Source organism: Stackebrandtia albiflava (genome assembly GCF_007994225.1).
Classification (GTDB): Bacteria; Actinomycetota; Actinomycetes; order Mycobacteriales; family Micromonosporaceae; genus Stackebrandtia; species Stackebrandtia albiflava.
In genome coordinates this window covers 21,092-39,067 of the sequence record NZ_VLLL01000011.1, presented here as the reverse complement: position 1 = coordinate 39,067, position 17,976 = coordinate 21,092, and the positions used below count along the sequence as shown (strand labels likewise).

Genomic DNA, 17,976 nt, shown 5'->3' with positions numbered 1-17,976 from the left:
CGTCGCATGACTGCCGACAGGGTATGCCCGGATGCCGGGACCGCGGGGCGGCAAAAGCCCATAAACCTCGACAATTCGGCGTCGCCGCGGCACCCGATGTGTACATGAGCAGCTTTGCGCGAAAAGTGGTACATGATCACGCATCCTCGCGCACGGATGCGCAGAACGCGTCACACACACGGCGGACGCCGCCCTCGTGCTCCCCTCCCGGCGCGAGAACGGCGTCGACGCTGTGTGGCGGTACCGCGACGGACCTCAGGTGATGTTGGGTCCCTGTCGTCGCAGTTCGTCCACTCCCTCCATCGCCGACCGGAGTTCGGCCAGCCAGGAGTCGGCGTGTTCGCCCACCAGGCGGACGCACCACGACAACGCGTCGGACCGGGAGCGGGCGACTCCGGAGTCGACGAGGGTGTCGAGGACCTGCCGTTCCGGTTGCCGCAGCCGCGACATGACCGGCACGGTCTGGTGGGTGAAGACGATCCGGGTGTCACCGCAGGCGGCGCCCCAACTGGCGCGACGCTGGTAGCGGTGCTGAATCTGTTGGGAGATGCGGACCCGGTGGTCGCGGGTGGCCTCCCGGAACCGACTGATGCGGCTCTCCTCCGCGGCGGCGCGGTCGGCGTCGGTGGCGTCGGGTTCGTAGTCGGGGGTCTCCAGTCGACCGATGACGATGAGTTCGTCCCGGTCTGCGGACACCTCGGGCGGTGCGATGAACCAGTCGTCGGGCAGGCGGCCGGCGATCCACATCGCGGCGTCGTCGGCGTACGGGACGTCGGCGTAGCGCCAGGAACCGGTGTTGTCTCGTTGTTGCATCGCAGCCTCCAGTCAGCGCGGCGACCGGGCCACGTCCTCGGTATACGCCGTATCGACGCTTACAAGATTACAGTCGTTGTTCGTTCGGGGACACTCCCCCGAACGGCTGGTTTCCCACGTGTCGTCCCGTCAACGCCCACCGGTCCCCGGAGTCCGTTTCCCGGCGCGTGGATCGGTGGACACGCAGAACGCCCCGCACCTGTGCGGTGCGGGGCGTCGGTGTCGTCGCGGGTCAGTCGTCGGTGCGGTCGGTCTCGGTGTCCGCGCGGCGTTCCATCGCGGGGAACTCGGCGGGGAGCCGTTTGAGGCGCTTGTTCATGTTCCTGATCAGCAGGACGGTCGCCACGGCCAGCACGAGGATGATGAACAGGCCGGTGGGCCCGGCAAGCCCGCCGCCTCGGGTGTCGCCGAAGTTGTTCACGCCGTCGGCCAGGATCTCGATCACGCCTTCACGCTACCCCCCGAAGGGGGGTGACACCTCACCGGAGCAACCGGGATCACTCGCCGTCGAACACCTCGTCGATCGACCGGGCCGTCAGCGCGCGGTCGAACCACTCCTCCACCTGTCCGGCGTCGGTGCACGACTCGATCTGCTCCCGCCGCTGCGGCGACACCTCCAGGCCTCGTTTGGCCAGCAGCTTCAGGAACAGCTTCGCCTCGCCCCGGGCCTCGCCGGCCGCGATCAACTCGCGCGCGTATTCGTTCTGGTACGTGTACGTGCCCGATGCCATCAGTTCCCTCCAGTGCGCCTGCGCCAACCCCTCGAGAGAGGCGAGCATGAGATCAGAGTATTGGGTGGCGGCGCCGATGTCGACCGTGTCGAACGCCGCCGCCAGCGCGTTCAACGCGGTTTCGCCCTCGTCCGCCCGGTGGCCGTGGGCCAGGGCCGACAGCATCGCCAGCCCGATGTGAGCCGTCGCCTCGGTGACGTCCTTGATCAACGGTACGTCTCGGTAGGAGACGACCACCGGTTCGAGCGTGACCTTGCCGTACCCGAAGTCCCTGACGGTGCGGAACTCGCGTGCCTCCTTGTCGTCGGGGCACAGCAGCAACAACACCACCGGGCATCGGTACCGGTTCGCGGCGGCGGATACGTACGCCAGCAGGCTGGGCCACTTCTCGACGCGGTACTTCCGCTGGACCTCCAGGATCAGCGCCATGCGCGCCCTGCCGGAGCCGTCGCGGAGGGTCTGCACCGAATCGGCCCGGCGCTCCACCGGGACGACCTCACCGCAGCTTTCGGATTCGTCGCGGAGGTCGGTGTATTCGGGTACGGACAAGCCGTACACCTGTTGAAGCAGGTCGAGGGCGAGTGGTTTCGCGGTACGGAACAGTTCTATGAGGGTTTCGTGTTCGACGGTGACCACCGATGTGGGCTCCTTGATCGCGGAGACGGCGCCGTGAGGGGGAATCCCACGGCGCCGTCACCCTATGCGATCAAGCGATTTCAATCCATTGAGGATCAGGTGTCCTCCGGCGAGGGCAGCCGCCAGTCGATCGGTTCGCCGCCCTGCTCCACCAGCAGCGTGTTGGCGCGGCTGAACGGTGTGGACCCGAAGAAGCCGCTGCGCGCCGACAGCGGGCTCGGGTGCGCGGACTCGATGCAGGGCACCGGCTCCAGCAGCGGACGCAGGTTGCGGGCGTCTCGGCCCCACAGGATCGCGACCAACGGTCCACCGCGCTCGGCGAGCGCCCGGATCGCCTGTTCGGTGACCTTCTCCCAGCCCTTGTTCTTGTGCGCGCCGGGTTTGCCGGGCGCGGTGGTCAGGGCACGGTTGAGGAGCAGCACCCCCTGGTCCGCCCACGGCGTCAGGTCGCCGTTGGTCGGCAGCGGGTGTCCCAGGTCGGCCGCGTACTCCTTGAAGATGTTGACAAGGCTCTTGGGCAGCGGCCGCACGTCCGGAGCGACCGAGAAGCTGAGCCCGACGGCGTGTCCCGGCGTGGGGTAGGGGTCCTGGCCGACGATCAGGATCCGGACCCTGTCGAACGGCTGGGTGAACGCCCGCAACACGTTCTCACCGGCGGGCAGGTAGCTACGTCCCTCCGCCAGCTCCGCGCGCAGGAACTCGCCCATCGCCGTGATCTGATCAGCGACCGGCTCCAATGCCTTGGCCCAGCCCGGTTCCACGATTTCATGCAATGCTTTCACCACGGCTGTAAAGCGTAGAGGACGGGGGCGACATCCCCGACGGACCGCCGGTGCGAACGGTTCACTGGCTGGCGACCGACTGGAACGACAGGCGGTATCCCGCGTCCCGCAGCGCGGCCGACAGGTGGGCGGCGTGGTCCTCGCCGCGGGTCTCCACCGACAACGCCACCGCCACCTCACCGACCGCGAGACGCGGGTCGTAACGCTGGTGCATGACGTCGATGACGTTGCCGCCGCGTTCGGCGATCATGCCGAGGATGGCGGCCAACACGCCCGGCCGGTCGGAGCAGCGGACCGTGAAACGCAGGAACCGGCCCGAGGCGGCCAGGCCGTGTTCGATGAGCCGCAGCAGCAGCAACGGGTCGATGTTGCCGCCCGACAGGACCACCACGACGGGCGGTTCGGCCACGACCGCCTTGGCCAGCAGGGCCGCCACCCCGACCGCGCCGGCCGGTTCCACCAGCAGCTTGTTGCGTTCCAACAGGAGCAGTACGGCCTGCGATATCTCCTCCTCGGAGACCGTGACCACGTCGTCGACGAGGTCGCGGACGTGCGGGAAGGTCACGTCACCGGGCCGGGCGACCCGGATCCCGTCGGCCATCGTCGCCGATTCCGACAGGCCGACCGGGTTCCCGGCGCGCAGCGACGGCGGGTAGGCGGCCGAACCGTGCGCCTGGACACCGACCACCCGCACGTCCGGGCGCAGCGCCTTGGCGGCGACACCGATGCCGGAGATGAGCCCGCCACCGCCGACCCCGGCGATGATCGTCCTGACCTCCGGGCACTGTTCGAACACCTCCAACGCCACGGTGCCCTGCCCGGCGATGACGTCGGGGTGGTCGAACGGGTGGATGAACTCGGCGCCGGTGCGTGCGGCGAAGTCCTGGGCGGCGGCGAGGGCGTCCTCCACCGAGGAGCCGACGAGTTCGACGGTGGCGCCGTATCCGCGGGTGGCGGCGACCTTCGGCAGCGGGGCGCCCTGCGGCATGAAGACGGTGGCGCGGATGCCGAGCTCCCCGGCGGCGACGGCGACTCCCTGCGCGTGGTTCCCGGCGCTGGCGGCGACGACGCCGCGTGCCCGCTGGGCGTGGTCGAGGCGGCTGAGCCGCACGTACGCGCCCCGCACCTTGTACGCCCCGGCGCGTTGCACGTTCTCGCACTTGTAGTACACCGGTCCGGTGATGCCGGTCAGCCCCCGGGACGGCTCCATGGGGGTCGTGCGCACCACGCCGGTGAGCGTGCGGCGCGCCTGACGGACCTCCTCGACGGTGACCAATGGCGTCATAGCGGTGATCATGCCAGAGGACGATCCGTGATCCGGCGGTTCACCGGCCGCCGGTGGTCCACCGGCGGCCGGGACTGGTCAGCCCTCGAACTGTGCGAGCTTGACGATGGTGACCTTCATCTGGGCACCGGTCGGCGTGGCGTAGGTGACGGTGTCGCCCTCGGCGTGGCCGAGGATGGCCGCGCCCAGCGCCGACTCCGGACTGTAGACGGTCAGGTCCGTGGTGGCGGCGATCTCCCGGGAACCGAGGAGGAACGTCTCGGTGTCGTCGGGGTCGTCGTCGAAGGCGACGGTCACGACGCTGCCCGCGGCGACCTCGTTGGCCGAGGGGGCATCGCCGACCTGCGCCGTGCGCAGGAAGTCCTGGAGGTAGCGGATCCGGGACTCCATCTTGCCCTGCTCCTCCTTGGCGGCGTGGTAACCGCCGTTCTCCCGCAGGTCGCCCTCCTCCCGGCGGGCGTTGATCTCGGCGGCCATGGCCGGACGTGACGCGATGAGCTCCTCGAGTTCTGCGGTGAGTCGGTCGTGGGCGTCTTTGGACAGCCACGCCCCGGAATTGTTCTGAGACACGATCGCATCCTCCCGGACGGAAGTGTTGATTAATCGGATTCTTGATGCGCGGAACCGCCGCCCGAACTGCCGGACAGGTGATCGCCGCGATCGACCGGTGCTATTCGGCGGCGTAACAGCGTTGAAGTTCGCCGGTGACCGGTTTGCCAGTGGTCTCCAGGACGTACTCCACGGTGACGTGGGACTCCCGGGCGGTGATGGACACCTCGGCCATGCCGACCTGCGCGCCGTCCGCCGACCTGGCTCGCACTCGGCAGACGGCCGGCTCTCCGGCCGGCTTGAACACCTCGAAGGTGATCGACACCGATTCCTCGGCGGTGTCGAACGCCAGTACCTGACCGTGGTATTCCCGGTCCCCGTACTGGTCGTACAGCTTGAGCGAGATCGCCACCCCCGCGATCACGACGGCGAGTGCCGCGAGCCCGGTCAACCAGGCGGAGGGCCTTCGCCCCGTGAGGCCGGTGCCGGCTCCCGTGTCGGGACGACGCCGTCCGTAGCGGCCCGGAGGAAACCGCACGGAAGTGGTGCGCGTCTCGTCCATGATCACCGCCTGTTCCTGATGACTCGTCGTACCGTTCGGGAAGAATCGATTGTGACAGACGGTTGTTTCACACAACCGCCGGTCTCCGACCGGACCGTTCTGACCGGCCCTACTGTGAAGGTACCAACGCATGACAGAGCAACTGCGCTTGATGTGTGTCCACGCTCACCCCGACGACGAGTCCAGCAAGGGTGCCGCCACGATGGCGAAGTACGTCACCGAGGGCGTGGACGTACTGGTGGCCACCTGTACCGGTGGCGAGCGCGGCAGCGTGCTCAACAAGAAGATGGACCGCCCGGAGGTGTGGCGCGACATCGCCTCGATCCGGGCGGGCGAGATGGACCGCGCCCGCGAGATCCTGGGTGTGAAGCAGGCGTGGCTCGGGTTCGTCGACTCCGGTCTGCCGGAGGGTTGGCTCCCCGACTCCGACATCGCGCTCCCCGAGGACTGCTTCTACCTGGAACCGCTGGAGGTCGCCGCGGCACCGCTGGTGCGGCTGATCCGCCAGTTCAAGCCGCAGGTCGTCGTGACGTACGACGAGGACGGCGGGTATCCCCATCCCGATCACATCAAGACCCACGTGATCACCATGGAGGCGTTCGAGGCGGCGGGTGACCCCGATCGTTACCGTGAGTTCGGTGAACCGTGGAAGCCGTCCAAACTGTACTACCACATGTCGTTCGGACGGGCGCGCATGACCGCGCTGCACGAGGCGATGCTGGCCGAGGGGCTGGAGTCGCCTTACGCCGACTGGCTCGCCAACCGCGACTGGACCGACGACAAGGGCGAACGCGTCACCACCAAAGTGGACTGTTCGGAGTACTTCCCGGTCCGCGACGACGCGCTGCGCGCCCACGCGACCCAGGTCGACCCGGACGGCTTCTGGTTCCAGGTCCCCATGGAGTTGCAGCAGAAGGCGTGGCCGACCGAGGACTACGAGTTGGTGAAGTCGCTGGTGCCGTCCCGGCTCCCCGAGGACGACCTGTTCGCCGGCCTGCGGTGACGTGGCGGCCGGTTCGGGACGCCACGACGCGCCCGGACCGGCCGCGCGTCACCGGCGACGGGTCAGTTGTGGCTCGGGTCCGGGGGGTACATCGCGATGGCGGCGAGCAGGCCGCCCTGCCTGCGCCACACCATCGGCCACAGGTCCTCCGGCCGGGAGGCGAACGGGTCGCTGGGCAGTGAGTCGAACACCATCCAGGCGCCCTCCTCGATCTCGCCGTCGAGCTGCCCGGGACCCCAACTGGCGTATCCGGCGAACACCCGCATCCCGTCGAGGGTACGGGTGAGGACGTCCGGGTCCGCACCGAGGTCCACTGTGCCCAGTCGACCGGCGAAGGGTTTGAAGCAGTCGGCCTCACCGGCGCCGTTCCGCGCCCATCCCAGGGCGATCGCGGCCTCCGGCTGCACCGGGCCGCCCTCGAACAACACCGCCGGCTCCTGAGCGAGCCGACCCCAGTCGCCGAGGACGTCGGCGACCGGCACCTCCGTGGCCCGGTTGAGCACCACCCCCAGTGATCCCGAGGGCTCGCTTCCCACCAAGAGCACCACGGTGCGCTCGAAGTTGGGATCCTGCAAGGCGGGCGTGGCAACCAACAGCCGTCCCACCAGGGATTCGGGAGCCTGGTGCTCCACCATGCCCGGTTCCTGCGATGCCATTGCCTTGACCTCCTCCCTATGGGCGACCGTTCACGTTTTCCCCCGCACGCTATCGAATCCGGTCGTTGATGCAAACAGCGTCTCGCACTTTATTCGGGATTGGCCACGAATCCGTCAACTATCCGACATAGGGCGCACACGCGGGAAACGGGGCGAATCCGGCGACGGGCCGTCGTCCACAACATACTGTCGCGGTACGACACGCCCGCCACGGGGGGACACCGCCACACCGACTCAGCGCTCGCCCCCGAGGTCCACCTCGTACGTCTGGTACAGCAACTCCGCGACACCACGCCGGTACAGCCGCGCCTCACGTACCACCTGCCACAGCATCGTCTCCAACTGCGCCGGTGTCCCGGCCCACAACGTGCGCCGCAGCCGTTCCACGTCGCCGTCGAGATGGCCTCGCTGCCTGTCCAGCCTGCGCGCCAGGTACATCATGCGGGGCGAATCCGCGCGCACCTGCCCGTCGAGGCCGTCCTGCCCCGCCAGCCACGCCCGCAACGCGCGAAGCCCGGCCTCCACCCGTGCCCGCCACTGCCGGTCGCAGGGACCGCGCACGAGCTGTTCCAGCCGCGAGATACCGGCCGCGTCCCGGTCTGCGGCGTCCGCACCCGTCACCATGGCAGGGCCTCCTCACCTGGAAGTCCCCACCCATGATCCGCGTGGACCCGGCCGATGTAAAGACCGCGTCATCGATCGGTACCGGAAAGTGAGCGCGACGTCCGGATGCCGGGACGTCAGGCGTCGCCGCCGCGGGCGCTGTCGGTCTCCAACTCGGCGTCGAGCGCCTCCTCGTCGACCTTGTCGCGGGCCTCGACGGCCTCCGGCTCGTACATCTCCTCACAGATCTGGAGATACAGCTCGTTCGGGTCGGGAAGGTGCTTGACCTCGCGCAACGCCTGGTCCTGACCGGCGGACTCCATCACGAAGGTGCCGTAGTTCATCATCCGACCCAACGGCGACTGCTCGTACTTCATGTCGGTGACGCGCAACAACGGCATCATGGCGACCTTGCGGGTGATGATCCCGCTGATGACCATGACCCGCTTGTTGGTCAGGATGAACCGGTCGAAGTACCAGTCGGCGATCTTCCACGCCACCCACGACAGGACGGCCAGGTAGACGACCACCACGGCGGTGACCGCGAACTCCGGCCCCGCCGCGCCGACGCCGCCCTTGCCGAGCAGGCCGATGGCGTAGCCGCCGATAAACGTGGCGAGCACACCGATGACGATCACGGGCATGAGGTGGATCCAGTGGCGGCGCCACTCGCCGCGGTACTTCTCGGTGGGGAACAGGTACCGCGCCGACAACGGCGACGGCACGTCCGGGACGGGAAGCGTCGACGGACCCAACGGGGAACCGGAGGCGTCGAAGCGAAAGCCGGTGAGGTCGTCCTCGGCTATGTCCGGAGCGGCGCTCTCGGTGGGCCTTCGCTGATTCGGAGGATCGACCGGCTCGGTGACCCGGAAATCCGGGTCACCGCCGATCTGCTTGTCGGCATCGGACATGGATCAGGCGACAAGACTGGAGATGAACGTGGCGAAGCCCCGGCCGATGTCTCCGATGCTTCCGACAATCGTCGTGACGACGTTGCCGGCGCTTTCGGGCCGGAAGGCTACGAAGAAGACCAGGAACGCAATGCCACCCCAGGTCAGTATCTTTTTCATGTCGGGCGAACCCCCTCCCATGGCGTCTCGATCGAACCACAATGGCCACTAGCCTCGATGTATTGGCAGCCACCGGGATTCGTGGACACCCCAGAGCGTACAACTTCTGTCGTGTTGGCGCACTTGATGTCAATCGTCAAATCTACGGCCACGGCTGTCCCTTCCCATGGGTTCGGCCGTATCCAGGTTAGCCCCCTTTCGCCCCGAGCGCACCCCCGAGTACGCACCGTAACGACCAACGGCCATCCTAAATCACCCGAAAGCCGTAAGTCGGGCAATCGCTGGGCCGCCTCGGATCCGTGACCTGGTGTGATGGTGGAGTGTCGGATAACCGTCAGTGAACCCGATCGTGGAACAGCCGCCGGTTATCGCGCCCGGGTGGACCAGTGGAACAGGACCATCGCGACGCTGGTCGCGAGGTTGTAACTGGACACGCCGTCCCGCATCGGCAGCGACAACACGCCGTCCGCCCGCGCCCACACCCGCTCCGACAGGCCCCGCCGTTCCGAACCGAAGGCCAGCACCGCGTCGTCGGGGATCGCCACCGACCGGATGTCCTCACCTCCGGCGTCCAACGCCAGCAGCGGCCCCCGCGGCAGCCGTTCGAGCCCGGTGCGCGCCACGCCGGTCGCGAAGTGCAGTCCCGCCGCCGACCTCACCACCTGCGGATGCCACGGATCCATGTCCCCGGTGGTGAGGACCCCCGCAGCCCCGAACCCCGCCACCACCCGTACCACCGCGCCCACGTTGCCGAGGTGGCGCGGGTTGTCCAGCAGCACCGTCGGCGCGACACGCCCGGCCGCCACCGGCTCCGGACGGTCCGCCAACGCCGCCACCGCCGTCGGGTGCGGCCGCGACACCAGCTCCCGGAGCAGCCGCGCCGACACCCGCACCGCCGACTCCCGCAGCGGCGCGGCCACGTCCGGGGCCAGGTCCGCCGCCAGGCCGGCCGTCCCCTCCGGGTCCACCGCCACGACACAGCGCAGCCGGGCGCCGAACCGCACGGCGTGCTTGACCGCGTGGAAACCGTCCAACAGGACCGCCCCCGGCTCGGCCCACCGCCAGCGACGCGCGACGTCGTCCTCCGGTTCCCCGCTCATACCGCCAGCTTAAGCAGGCGAGTCGCGGCGACGACGAGACGTGCCGGATCACCGCCGCGCGACCCGGCCGGCCGGGCGGTTCGCGGCCTCGGGGACGGTTCGGCACCGCGGAACCGGCACGGTAACCTGCCAGGATGCCAACCGACTCCCCCGACGCCACCGGCGAAGCGACGGCCGAGTCGACTCCGCCCGTCGTGAGGATGCGCCTGGGCGCCCGTGTCACCGCACTCGCGGTGACCACGGTGTGCGCCCTGGTCATGTTCGCGACCACGGCCTGGGGCAACGACTCGTGGTTCCCGTTCGCCCCGATGCGGATGTTCGCCACCGCCGCCGATCCCAACGGTGTCATCGAGATCCTCCGCGTGGAGGCCGTCAACGAGAACGGGCAGCGCATGCTGCTGTCCCAGGAGAACTCCGGCATCCGCTGGGCCGAGGTCGACGGACAACGCGACAAGATGGCCGAGGACCCGATGCTGGTCAAGACGCTGGCCGACGCCTACCACCATCACGGGCCGCACAAGCCGAAGTTGATCGCCGTGGAGATCCTCGTGTCCAACTACCAACTGGAGGACGGGTCGCTGACCGGCGAGTGCGACACGGTACTCGCGGCCTCCTGGTACGAGGACGAGGTGCCTCCGCCGACCGACGGGTCACTCAGTCCGCTCTCCTGCGAACGGGGGTTCTCGTCATGGTGACCGCCACCGCGCCACGCCGCGGCATCGGACGGCGACTCCTGCACTGGGCGACCGCCCCGGTCCCCTACGGTCGCATCGCGGCCTTCCGGACCCTGCTGTACCTGTACATCCTGGCCGACATCACGATGTTCACGCACTGGGTGTACGGGCACGCCGGAGCCCCCGGCAACCTCTACATGCCGCTGTACATAGCGGACTTCCTCCACCTGCCGGTACCCACACCCGGGCTCGTCCACGGGCTGTTCTGGGCGATGGTCGTGCTGGCCCCGATCGCCGCGACCGGCTGGAACCCCAAGATCGGCCGTTGGCGGCCCCAGATCTTCGGTTTCCTGGTGTTCCTGCTGTTCACCGAGTGGATGATCATCGCGATGAGCTACGGGAAGGTCGACCACGACCGGTTCGGGTTCCTCATCGCGCTGGCCGTCGTGCCGTTCGTCGGGCGTGCCCGGCAGGGCGACCCGACGCTGTCGGAGAGCGGCGGCTGGGCACTGCGCACCACGCAACTCGCCGTCGTCGCCACCTACTTCCTGGCCGCGCTGGCGAAACTGCGGTACGGCGGATTCGCATGGCTCACCGGCTCCACCATGACCCGGGCCGTCATGCGGCGCGGAACGATCGCGGCGACGTGGATGCTGAAGGTGCCCGGGATGCTGGTGCTGGCGCAGTTCGGGATCCTGCTGTTCGAGCTGTTCAGCCCGGTGGTGTTCGTCGTCTCGCAGCGACTGCGGTACTGGATCGTGGCCTTCTTCTACTCGTTCCACCTGGTGGTGTTCCTGACCGTCACGATCGCCTTCGTACCGCACCTGATCGCGATGGCGGCGTTCCTGCCGCTGGAGAAACCGGTGCAGGCGATCATGCGGGCGCTCGGCAAGGACCCGCACACGGTGGCCACCGGCCGCCCGCCGCAGCAACCCGACACACGGCCCGTCACTGCCTGAGACCCGGACGTACGCGCCGGTACCGGTCCCACCGGTGCCGGCGCGTCGTGCGTCAGGCGGCGTTACCGGCGTTCCGTTGCGCCTGCGGCAGGGAACACGCCGCGGTACCGCCCGGCATCCGGTGCCGGTTACGGGCGACCCACCGGTACACCGGCCACGCCACCGCCCGCACCGGCGGGAACCTCAGCAACAACCCGGCGGTCTTCCACAACCCCAGCGCGCCGGGCGCGGTGCGCAGCATCGCCGCGATCGCGTCCGGGCCGGCGGCGCGCCGCCCTCCCGGAGCCACCCACTGCACCGCCGCGTCGCAGTCGTCGACCGACAGCCCCAGGGTGTCGATGTCGGTCCACTGCCAGGGCGCGACCCGCGCGGGCGTGGCGATGTGACGTTCGATGAAACCGGCGCACCTGCTACAGAACGCGCAGTCGCCGTCGTAGAGGAACACCGCAGCCTCGGTCATGCGGCTAGCCTAACGCCGCCACGCCCGGCGTCCGTCCCCGTACGGCGACCGCGCGAACGCCGTCACACCGACGATGTGTCACGCCCGGACGCCGGCACCACCGTCGACGACGAGCACCTGACCGGTGATGTAACCGGCCGACGGCGAACACAGGAACGCGATGGCGGCGGCGGCCTCGTCGGCGGTACCGGGACGGCCGATCGGCATGTCGAGGCCGCGTTGCAACTCCGGCACCGTCGAGGAACCCGTGCGGATCAGGCCGGGAGCGACCGCGTTCACGGTGACGCCGTCGGCGACCAGCTCCATCGACAGCGCCCGGGTCAGACCGGTGACACCCGCCTTGGCGGCGGCGTAGGCGGCCTCGGCCGGGACGCCGTTGACGACTCCGGCGGTGGCGGCGACGTTGACGACCCGGCCCCAGCCCCGCTCCGCCATCCCCTGCACGAACGCCCGGCTCACCAGGAACGTCGTGGACAGGTTCCGGTCGACCTCGTCACGCCACTCCGCCGGGGACAGCTGCGCCACCGGGCGGAGCACCGCCGGACCGGTCTTGGAGGCCAGACCGGCGTTGTTGACCAGCACGTCCACCGGACCGATCTGGTCGGTGAGGGCGTCGGCCAGGCCCGCCACCTCGGCGTCCTCGGTGAGGTCCACGACGAAGCCCGTCGCGTCGAGTTCGGAGGCGCGTTCGTGGATGCGTTTGGTGGTCGAGACCACGACGACCTCGGCGCCGGCGGCGCGGAGGCGACGCGCCACGGCGAAGCCGATGCCGTCGGGACTGCCCGCACCGGTGACGAGTGCGACCCGGCCCTCCAACGAGTCCACTTCGGTGGGTTGTGACGCGGGTACGCGGGCGGTGGGGTGCCGGATTACCGTGGCTTCCCCGACGGGTCGTGGCGGGTTCGGCGACTGCATCGCCCGATCTTCGCACGAACCGCCGACAACGGCCCGCCCGTGGACGTTCCGGACGTGACAGTATCGACGGGTGACCGACAACCCGGGACCCGCCACCGCGGTCGGCGCGCTCGCGGTGGCCGCGGTGCACGCCCGGCTGACCGAGCGGTTCCACTCCGCGACCGAACTGCTGGAACGCACCGCGTCCGGCGACGAGGCCGAGACCCTGCGCCGCCCCGGCGCGAGCTTCGTGACGCTGCGGCGCGGCGAACGGCTGCGCGGCTGCATCGGCAGCCTCGTGGCGCGGCGCCCCCTGTTCCTGGACGTGGTCCACAACGCGCGGCAGTCGATGGTGGACCGCAGGATGCCGCCGGTGACGGTGGACGACTGGCCGGACCTGACCGTCGAGGTGTCGGTGCTGTCGACGCCCTCGCCGTTCCGGGTGACCGGTCCCTCGGATCTGCTCGACGGCCTGCGTCCCGATGTGGACGGCCTGACGTTGCGGCACGGCGACCGCCGGGCGACGTTCCTCCCGGCGGTGTGGCGGTCGCTTCCGGACCCGGAGCGTTTCCTCGCCGCCCTGCTGGCCAAGGGCGGCTGGCCGCAGTGGCCCGAAGGCATGACCGCCGAGCGTTACACCACCCACACCGTCGCGGATCTTCCGCCGCGGCAGCCCCTGGAGGTCCCGTGACAGACGCGCAGTCCACACCGGCCGCCCTCATCGTGGAGGCGGTGAAGCGTGCCGCCGTGGCGTGGGTGGCCGCCGGCGACACCGAGACGGCGCTGTGGTGCCTGTGGATCGACGACGCCCTGTACGTGGTGTGCGGCCCCGGGGAGCAGGACGATCCGGGACTCGACGGTGCCGACACCGCGGGTGTCCGGTTGCGCGGCGACCACGGCGGAAGGATCGTCGGCTTCACCGCCGACGTGACACGGGTGGACCCGGCGGCTCCCGAGTGGGAGGGCGTCGCGACCGCGTTGGCGGCGAAACGGCTCAACGCCCCGGCCGGTGACACCGTCGCCAGGTGGGCGGCGGAGTGCGCCGTCTACCGGCTCGCGCCGCACCCGGTGCCCGACCAGGCGGGCGCCACGCTGCCCGAGGGCTCACTCGCGGCGGTCCCGAGGCCGAGTCCGGCCGCACGGCCGACCCGTAAGCCTTTCCGGTTGCACAGGGTCAAGCGGGCCGATCGGCGTCGATGACCTCGCGGGCGCCCTGGCGCAACAGCGCCTCCCCCACGGCGACGCCCAACGCCTCCGGGTCGGTGTGACGGTCGGTGGCGTCGAGCACCGTCTTGCCGTCCGGTGAGATCACCCTGCCGTGCAGGGTGAGGGAGCCGTCGCCGTGCGGTTCGGCGTAACCGGCGATCGGGGAATGGCAGTGCCCGTCGAGCACCCGCAGCATCGCGCGTTCGGCGACGGTCTGGCGGGTCGTGAGCGAGTCGGCCAACTTCTCGGCGAGTTCCAGTGTGGCGGTGTCGTCGGTGCGGCACTGCAGCGCGAGTGTGCCGGAACCGACCGCCGGGATCATGGTGTCCTCGGAGAGGATCTGACTGATCCGGCTGGTCAGGCCGATGCGTTCCAGGCCCGCGACCGCCAGCAGCAGGGCGTCGAACCGACCGTCGTCGAGCTTGGCGAGGCGGGTGTTGGCGTTGCCGCGGATCGGGACCGGCCGCAGGTGCGGCCAGTGCAGTGCCAGTTGCGCGACGCGGCGGGGGGACGAGGTGCCGATCCGGCTGCCGGGCGGCAGGTCGGCGAGTTCTCCGCCGCCGGGGATGACGACGGCGTCGCGTACGTCGTCGCGGGTCAGGTAACCGGCGATGACGGTGCCCTCCGGGACCGGGCGGTCACCGGGTATGTCCTTGACGCAGTGGACCCCCAGGTCCACCTCTCCGGACAGGATCGCGGCGTCGACCTCCTTGGTGAACGCGCCCTTGCCGCCCAGCTGAGACAGCGGGCCGGTCCAACGGTCACCGGAGGTGGTCATGGGGTTGATCTCCACGGTCACGTCGGGTGAGACGCGCAGCAGGTCGGCGCGGACCCGTTCGGCCTGGGCCATCGCCATGGGAGAGGAACGGGTGCCGATACGCACAATCGCCGCCATACCGGACAGGGTACGCGCGGCCCGGGTCGGTGTTCCGGCTGGTGCCGCTCCGGGTGGGCCGGCATCACACCGTCGGCCGTGGTGGTCTGTCGCCGGTCCGCCGGGTGCCTCGCCCGGTTCCGGCCGCCGGGACCGGCTCAGGGTGCCGGGCGGCACGCCGCGCCTCCTACGAGCCGTGACACCCCTGCGCCCGGCCCCCAGGTCTCGGCGACCCGGTCACCACGGCGGGGAAGGCGTCGGCTTCCGGTCCACCGCGTCGTCCACAACCCACCGGTTTTCCACAGGCCCCCGGTTGCGGAGTCGACGGAGCCGCCGCCGAGGCCCTAGGCTCGACGCCATGGGGAGGAGGAGTGGCGGCCCCCGAGCACGGGGACCGGTCGCTCCCGCCGGCTCACGGCAGCCGGAGCAGTTCCCCGGAGGCCACCCGCAGGGCCTGACCGCGCACCCTCACGGCGGTCGCGGCGCCCGCCTCGGCGGTCACGGCGCACTCCAACTGCGAGGGGCGGCCCATCTCGGCGCCCTGTTCGATGAGGTAGCCGGTCTCGCCGTCACCGGGGAGCAGTCCGGCTGCCACCAGGTACACGCCCAGCCCCAGCGCGGCCGATCCGGTGGCCGGGTCCTCGGGCACTCCGAGGCCGGGCGCGAACATGCGTGAGTGCGCGTGCCGGCGTTCGCCGTCCCAGGCGAACAGGTACACCTCGGGCACGTCGGGGCGCGGGTGCGACCGGGCGCGCGCGACGGATTCGGGCCGCACCGGCAGGTACGGGTACTCCAGGCCGGTGCCCGCGTAGCGTGGCGTGCCCGCCAGGTCCGCTTCGGTCAGGCCGGTGGCCGCCAGCAACGGGCCGGCGTCGGCCTCGCCGCCGAGTGTGGGTTCCGCCCCGGTGAGCGTCGCGAACTCCTCGTCGACGTTCAGGATCAGCAGCCCCGCACGGCACTCCTGTACCACTTCGCCCTGCGGGATCCGTCCCTGCCGGGCGAGCGCGACCGCGGTGCCGATGCTGGGATGCCCCGCGTACGGGAGCTCTTCGGCGGGCGTGAAGATCCGGGCCTGGTAGGTGGCTCCCTCGATGGAGGGCTCCATCACGAAGGAGGTCTCCGACAGGTTGAACTCCTTGGCGATGAGCTGCATCTGGTTGGCCGTGAGGTCGTCGGCGCCGAACACCACGGCGAGTGGGTTCCCGCTGTAGGCGCGGCCGGTGAACACGTCGAGGATCTCGTAACGCAGCATTGTGACACGGTATGCCACCGCGCCACGGCGCTGAATCGGATTGGCCCTGCCCACCGCCCGGGCGCGACTACTGTGAGCGCTGTGGCGACTACGGCTGGCCGGGTCTACATCGCGCAGCTCGCCGGGACGGCGATCTTCGACCCCAACGGTGACCAGGTGGGGCGGGTGTCGGACGCGGTGGTGCGTCCCCGCAGCGACTCCCGGCCTCCCCCGGTGCTGGGCCTGGTCGCCGAGATCCAGGCGTTCCGGCGCATCTTCATCCCGATGGGGCGGGTGACGTCGGTGGCGTCGGAGGCGGTCGTCCTGTCGACCGGGACGCTGAACCTGCGCAAGTTCTCCACCCGTCCGGGTGAGGTCCTGACGATCGGGGAGCTGTTGGACCGCCGGGTCGGTTTCGCCCGGGAGGACGGTCACGGCGACGGTGAGGTCGTGGACGTGGCGATGGAACGCGACCGGCAGGGCGACTGGTGGCTGACCAGGGTCGCGGTACGGCGGCGCACCAAGCGGTTGTCGCGACGCGGTCAACTCCTGCAGTTGAACTGGGAGGACGTGACCGGTCTGGGAAGCGGCAACCGTGCCCAGGGCGCGGCGGGACTGGTGGAGGCCACCGAGGACCTGCGTGCCGCGGACCTGGCGAACCTGGTCCGGGACCTGCCGCTGCGGCGCCGGGTCGAGTTGGCGGCGGCGCTGCACGACGACCGGTTGGCGGCGCTGCTGGAGGAACTGTCGGAGACCGACCAGGTGGAGTTGATCCATTCGCTCGACCGGCCGCGCGCCGCCACGGTGATCGGCGAGATGGGTCCCGACGACGCCGCGGACCTGCTCAATTCGATGCCGGCCGCGGAGAAGCTGGAGATCCTGAGCCTGATGGAACCGGCCGAGGCCGATCCGGTGCGGCAGTTGCTGCAGTACCGGGAGGGCACGGCGGGCAGCATCATGACCAGTGAGCCGATCATCCTGGCTCCGGACGCGACGGTGGCGGAGGCGTTGGCGTTCATCAGGGTTCCGCAGCAGCCGTTGACGATGGCGGCACAGGTGTTCGTGTGCCGGGCGCCGACCGCGACCCCGACCGGTCGTTACCTGGGGACGGCGTTCTTCCAGCGGTTGCTGCGTGAGCCGCCGTCGAACCTGTTGGCGGCGTGTGTGGACACCGACATCGATCCGCTGGACCCGGACGCGCCGTTGATGGAGGTGACGCGGCGGTTGGCGGCGTATGACCTGGTGGCGATCCCGGTGGTGCGGGACGACCGGCTGATCGGCGCGGTGACGGTGGACGACGTGCTGGATCACCTGTTGCCGCCGGGTTGGAGGGAACGCAATGTCTGACGGCCGGGACCGTCGGCTGGAACAGCCCCGGGTGTCTCGCCGGGTCCGGCTGCCCAGACTGGACTCGGAGTCGTTCGGCGTCTTCGCGGAGCGGTTCGCCAGGTTCATGGGCACCGCGACGTTCCTGGTGTACATGACGGGTTTCGTCCTGCTGTGGGTGGCGTTGAACCTGATCGGCCTGTTCGGTCTGCGGTGGGACCCGTACCCGTTCATCCTCTTGAACCTGTTCTTCTCCACTCAGGCGTCCTATGCGGCCCCGCTGATCCTGTTGGCGCAGAACCGGCAGGCCGACCGGGACCGGGTGCAGATCGAGGCGGACCGCAACCGGGCGGAGGCCGCCAAGGCCGACACCGAGTTCCTGGCCCGGGAGATCGCGGCGTTGCGGATCGCGTTGGGTGAGGTCGCGACCCGTGACTTCCTGCGCGCGGAGCTGCATCGGTCGCGTGAACCGGTCGAGGAGGAAGACGAGCGCCGGGACGCCGGCTCCCGGGGCGGTGCCCGCGAGTCCCGGTGAGCCGCGGCACAAAGCCTGGGCGGTGTG

Annotated in this window: 22 protein-coding genes and 1 pseudogene; 7 read left to right on the top strand and 16 right to left on the bottom strand. The window is 70.0% G+C overall.

Annotated elements, in window-relative coordinates:
* Positions 1–255: 255 nt before the first annotated feature.
* The 7 genes and pseudogenes from LX16_RS24720 to LX16_RS26800 all read right to left on the bottom strand — a co-directional run bounded on the left by LX16_RS24720 (position 256) and on the right by LX16_RS26800 (position 5,358).
* Positions 256–813, bottom strand: a complete 558-nt coding sequence (locus LX16_RS24720) for a hypothetical protein (protein WP_147144256.1) — start codon at positions 811–813, stop codon at positions 256–258.
* A gap of 238 nt (positions 814–1,051) precedes the next feature.
* Positions 1,052–1,258: pseudogene (locus tag LX16_RS24715) on the bottom strand (hypothetical protein); the annotation flags it as partial.
* 52 nt (positions 1,259–1,310) lie between these two features.
* On the bottom strand, positions 1,311–2,180 hold the full coding sequence (locus tag LX16_RS24710) for a hypothetical protein (RefSeq protein WP_147144250.1): 870 nt from the start codon (positions 2,178–2,180) through the stop codon (positions 1,311–1,313).
* 95 nt (positions 2,181–2,275) lie between these two features.
* Entirely contained in the window at positions 2,276–2,965 is a 690-nt protein-coding gene (locus tag LX16_RS24705) for a uracil-DNA glycosylase (RefSeq protein WP_147144247.1), read from the bottom strand.
* A gap of 58 nt (positions 2,966–3,023) precedes the next feature.
* Positions 3,024–4,247 carry a threonine ammonia-lyase gene (ilvA, locus tag LX16_RS24700; RefSeq protein WP_147144243.1) on the bottom strand — a complete coding sequence of 408 codons (1,224 nt, stop codon included), beginning with the start codon at positions 4,245–4,247 and terminating at the stop codon, positions 3,024–3,026.
* A 78-nt stretch (positions 4,248–4,325) separates the two neighbouring features.
* On the bottom strand, positions 4,326–4,820 hold the full coding sequence (gene greA, locus LX16_RS24695) for a transcription elongation factor GreA (protein WP_147144240.1): 495 nt from the start codon (positions 4,818–4,820) through the stop codon (positions 4,326–4,328).
* Positions 4,821–4,917: 97 nt separating this feature from the next.
* Positions 4,918–5,358, bottom strand: coding sequence for a DUF4307 domain-containing protein (locus LX16_RS26800; RefSeq protein WP_211354753.1), 441 nt, complete (start codon positions 5,356–5,358; stop codon positions 4,918–4,920).
* A 130-nt stretch (positions 5,359–5,488) separates the two neighbouring features.
* Here LX16_RS26800 and mca point away from each other — a divergent pair, with 130 nt between their 5' ends.
* Positions 5,489–6,361 (top strand): mycothiol conjugate amidase Mca, encoded by an 873-nt coding sequence (gene mca / locus LX16_RS24685; RefSeq protein WP_147144234.1) that lies wholly within the window; start codon positions 5,489–5,491, stop codon positions 6,359–6,361.
* A 62-nt stretch (positions 6,362–6,423) separates the two neighbouring features.
* Here the strand turns inward: mca and LX16_RS24680 are convergent, their stop codons facing one another.
* The 5 genes from LX16_RS24680 to LX16_RS28075 all read right to left on the bottom strand — a co-directional run bounded on the left by LX16_RS24680 (position 6,424) and on the right by LX16_RS28075 (position 9,790).
* Positions 6,424–7,017: a YqgE/AlgH family protein gene (locus LX16_RS24680; protein WP_147144232.1), complete on the bottom strand. Its 594-nt coding sequence runs from the start codon at positions 7,015–7,017 to the stop codon at positions 6,424–6,426.
* 234 nt (positions 7,018–7,251) lie between these two features.
* Positions 7,252–7,641 (bottom strand): hypothetical protein, encoded by a 390-nt coding sequence (locus LX16_RS24675; RefSeq protein WP_147144229.1) that lies wholly within the window; start codon positions 7,639–7,641, stop codon positions 7,252–7,254.
* 116 nt (positions 7,642–7,757) lie between these two features.
* A complete protein-coding gene (locus tag LX16_RS24670) occupies positions 7,758–8,531 on the bottom strand; it encodes a PH domain-containing protein (RefSeq protein ID WP_147144226.1) in 774 nt (257 codons plus the stop codon).
* Positions 8,532–8,534: 3 nt separating this feature from the next.
* Positions 8,535–8,690 (bottom strand): hypothetical protein, encoded by a 156-nt coding sequence (locus LX16_RS26960; protein ID WP_170283891.1) that lies wholly within the window; start codon positions 8,688–8,690, stop codon positions 8,535–8,537.
* 365 nt (positions 8,691–9,055) lie between these two features.
* Positions 9,056–9,790: a TrmH family RNA methyltransferase gene (locus LX16_RS28075; RefSeq protein ID WP_147144223.1), complete on the bottom strand. Its 735-nt coding sequence runs from the start codon at positions 9,788–9,790 to the stop codon at positions 9,056–9,058.
* Between the two features lie 134 nt (positions 9,791–9,924).
* On the opposite strand from LX16_RS28075, the gene LX16_RS24660 reads away from it, so the two are divergent.
* Together LX16_RS24660 and LX16_RS24655 are read left to right on the top strand one after the other, a co-directional pair.
* Complete coding sequence (locus tag LX16_RS24660; RefSeq protein WP_147144220.1) at positions 9,925–10,485, top strand: hypothetical protein; 561 nt, start codon at positions 9,925–9,927, stop codon at positions 10,483–10,485.
* Complete coding sequence (locus tag LX16_RS24655; protein ID WP_211354752.1) at positions 10,479–11,423, top strand: hypothetical protein; 945 nt, start codon at positions 10,479–10,481, stop codon at positions 11,421–11,423. Before LX16_RS24660 ends, LX16_RS24655 begins: the two co-directional genes overlap by 7 nt.
* A 52-nt stretch (positions 11,424–11,475) precedes the next feature.
* Here the strand turns inward: LX16_RS24655 and LX16_RS24650 are convergent, their stop codons facing one another.
* Together LX16_RS24650 and LX16_RS24645 are read right to left on the bottom strand one after the other, a co-directional pair.
* Positions 11,476–11,883 (bottom strand): thiol-disulfide oxidoreductase DCC family protein, encoded by a 408-nt coding sequence (locus LX16_RS24650; RefSeq protein WP_147144217.1) that lies wholly within the window; start codon positions 11,881–11,883, stop codon positions 11,476–11,478.
* A gap of 78 nt (positions 11,884–11,961) precedes the next feature.
* Positions 11,962–12,798 (bottom strand): SDR family NAD(P)-dependent oxidoreductase, encoded by an 837-nt coding sequence (locus tag LX16_RS24645; protein ID WP_147144214.1) that lies wholly within the window; start codon positions 12,796–12,798, stop codon positions 11,962–11,964.
* 70 nt (positions 12,799–12,868) lie between these two features.
* Between LX16_RS24645 and amrA the strand changes: the two genes are divergently transcribed.
* The gene (gene amrA, locus LX16_RS24640) at positions 12,869–13,468 is read left to right on the top strand and encodes an AmmeMemoRadiSam system protein A (protein WP_147144211.1); all 600 of its coding nucleotides are present in this window, start codon (positions 12,869–12,871) and stop codon (positions 13,466–13,468) included.
* Entirely contained in the window at positions 13,465–13,977 is a 513-nt protein-coding gene (locus tag LX16_RS24635) for a hypothetical protein (protein WP_147144208.1), read from the top strand. Before amrA ends, LX16_RS24635 begins: the two co-directional genes overlap by 4 nt.
* Here LX16_RS24635 and hemC read toward each other — a convergent pair.
* Positions 13,952–14,878, bottom strand: coding sequence for a hydroxymethylbilane synthase (gene hemC / locus LX16_RS24630; protein ID WP_147144205.1), 927 nt, complete (start codon positions 14,876–14,878; stop codon positions 13,952–13,954). The two genes, LX16_RS24635 and hemC, sit on opposite strands and share 26 nt — an antisense overlap.
* Before the next feature lie 391 nt (positions 14,879–15,269).
* Positions 15,270–16,109, bottom strand: a complete 840-nt coding sequence (locus LX16_RS24625; RefSeq protein WP_147144202.1) for a PhzF family phenazine biosynthesis protein — start codon at positions 16,107–16,109, stop codon at positions 15,270–15,272.
* Positions 16,110–16,190: 81 nt separating this feature from the next.
* On the opposite strand from LX16_RS24625, the gene LX16_RS24620 reads away from it, so the two are divergent.
* Positions 16,191–17,435: a magnesium transporter MgtE N-terminal domain-containing protein gene (locus LX16_RS24620; RefSeq protein ID WP_211354751.1), complete on the top strand. Its 1,245-nt coding sequence runs from the start codon at positions 16,191–16,193 to the stop codon at positions 17,433–17,435.
* Entirely contained in the window at positions 17,428–17,949 is a 522-nt protein-coding gene (locus LX16_RS24615) for a DUF1003 domain-containing protein (protein WP_147144199.1), read from the top strand. Before LX16_RS24620 ends, LX16_RS24615 begins: the two co-directional genes overlap by 8 nt.
* Positions 17,950–17,976: the final 27 nt, after the last annotated feature.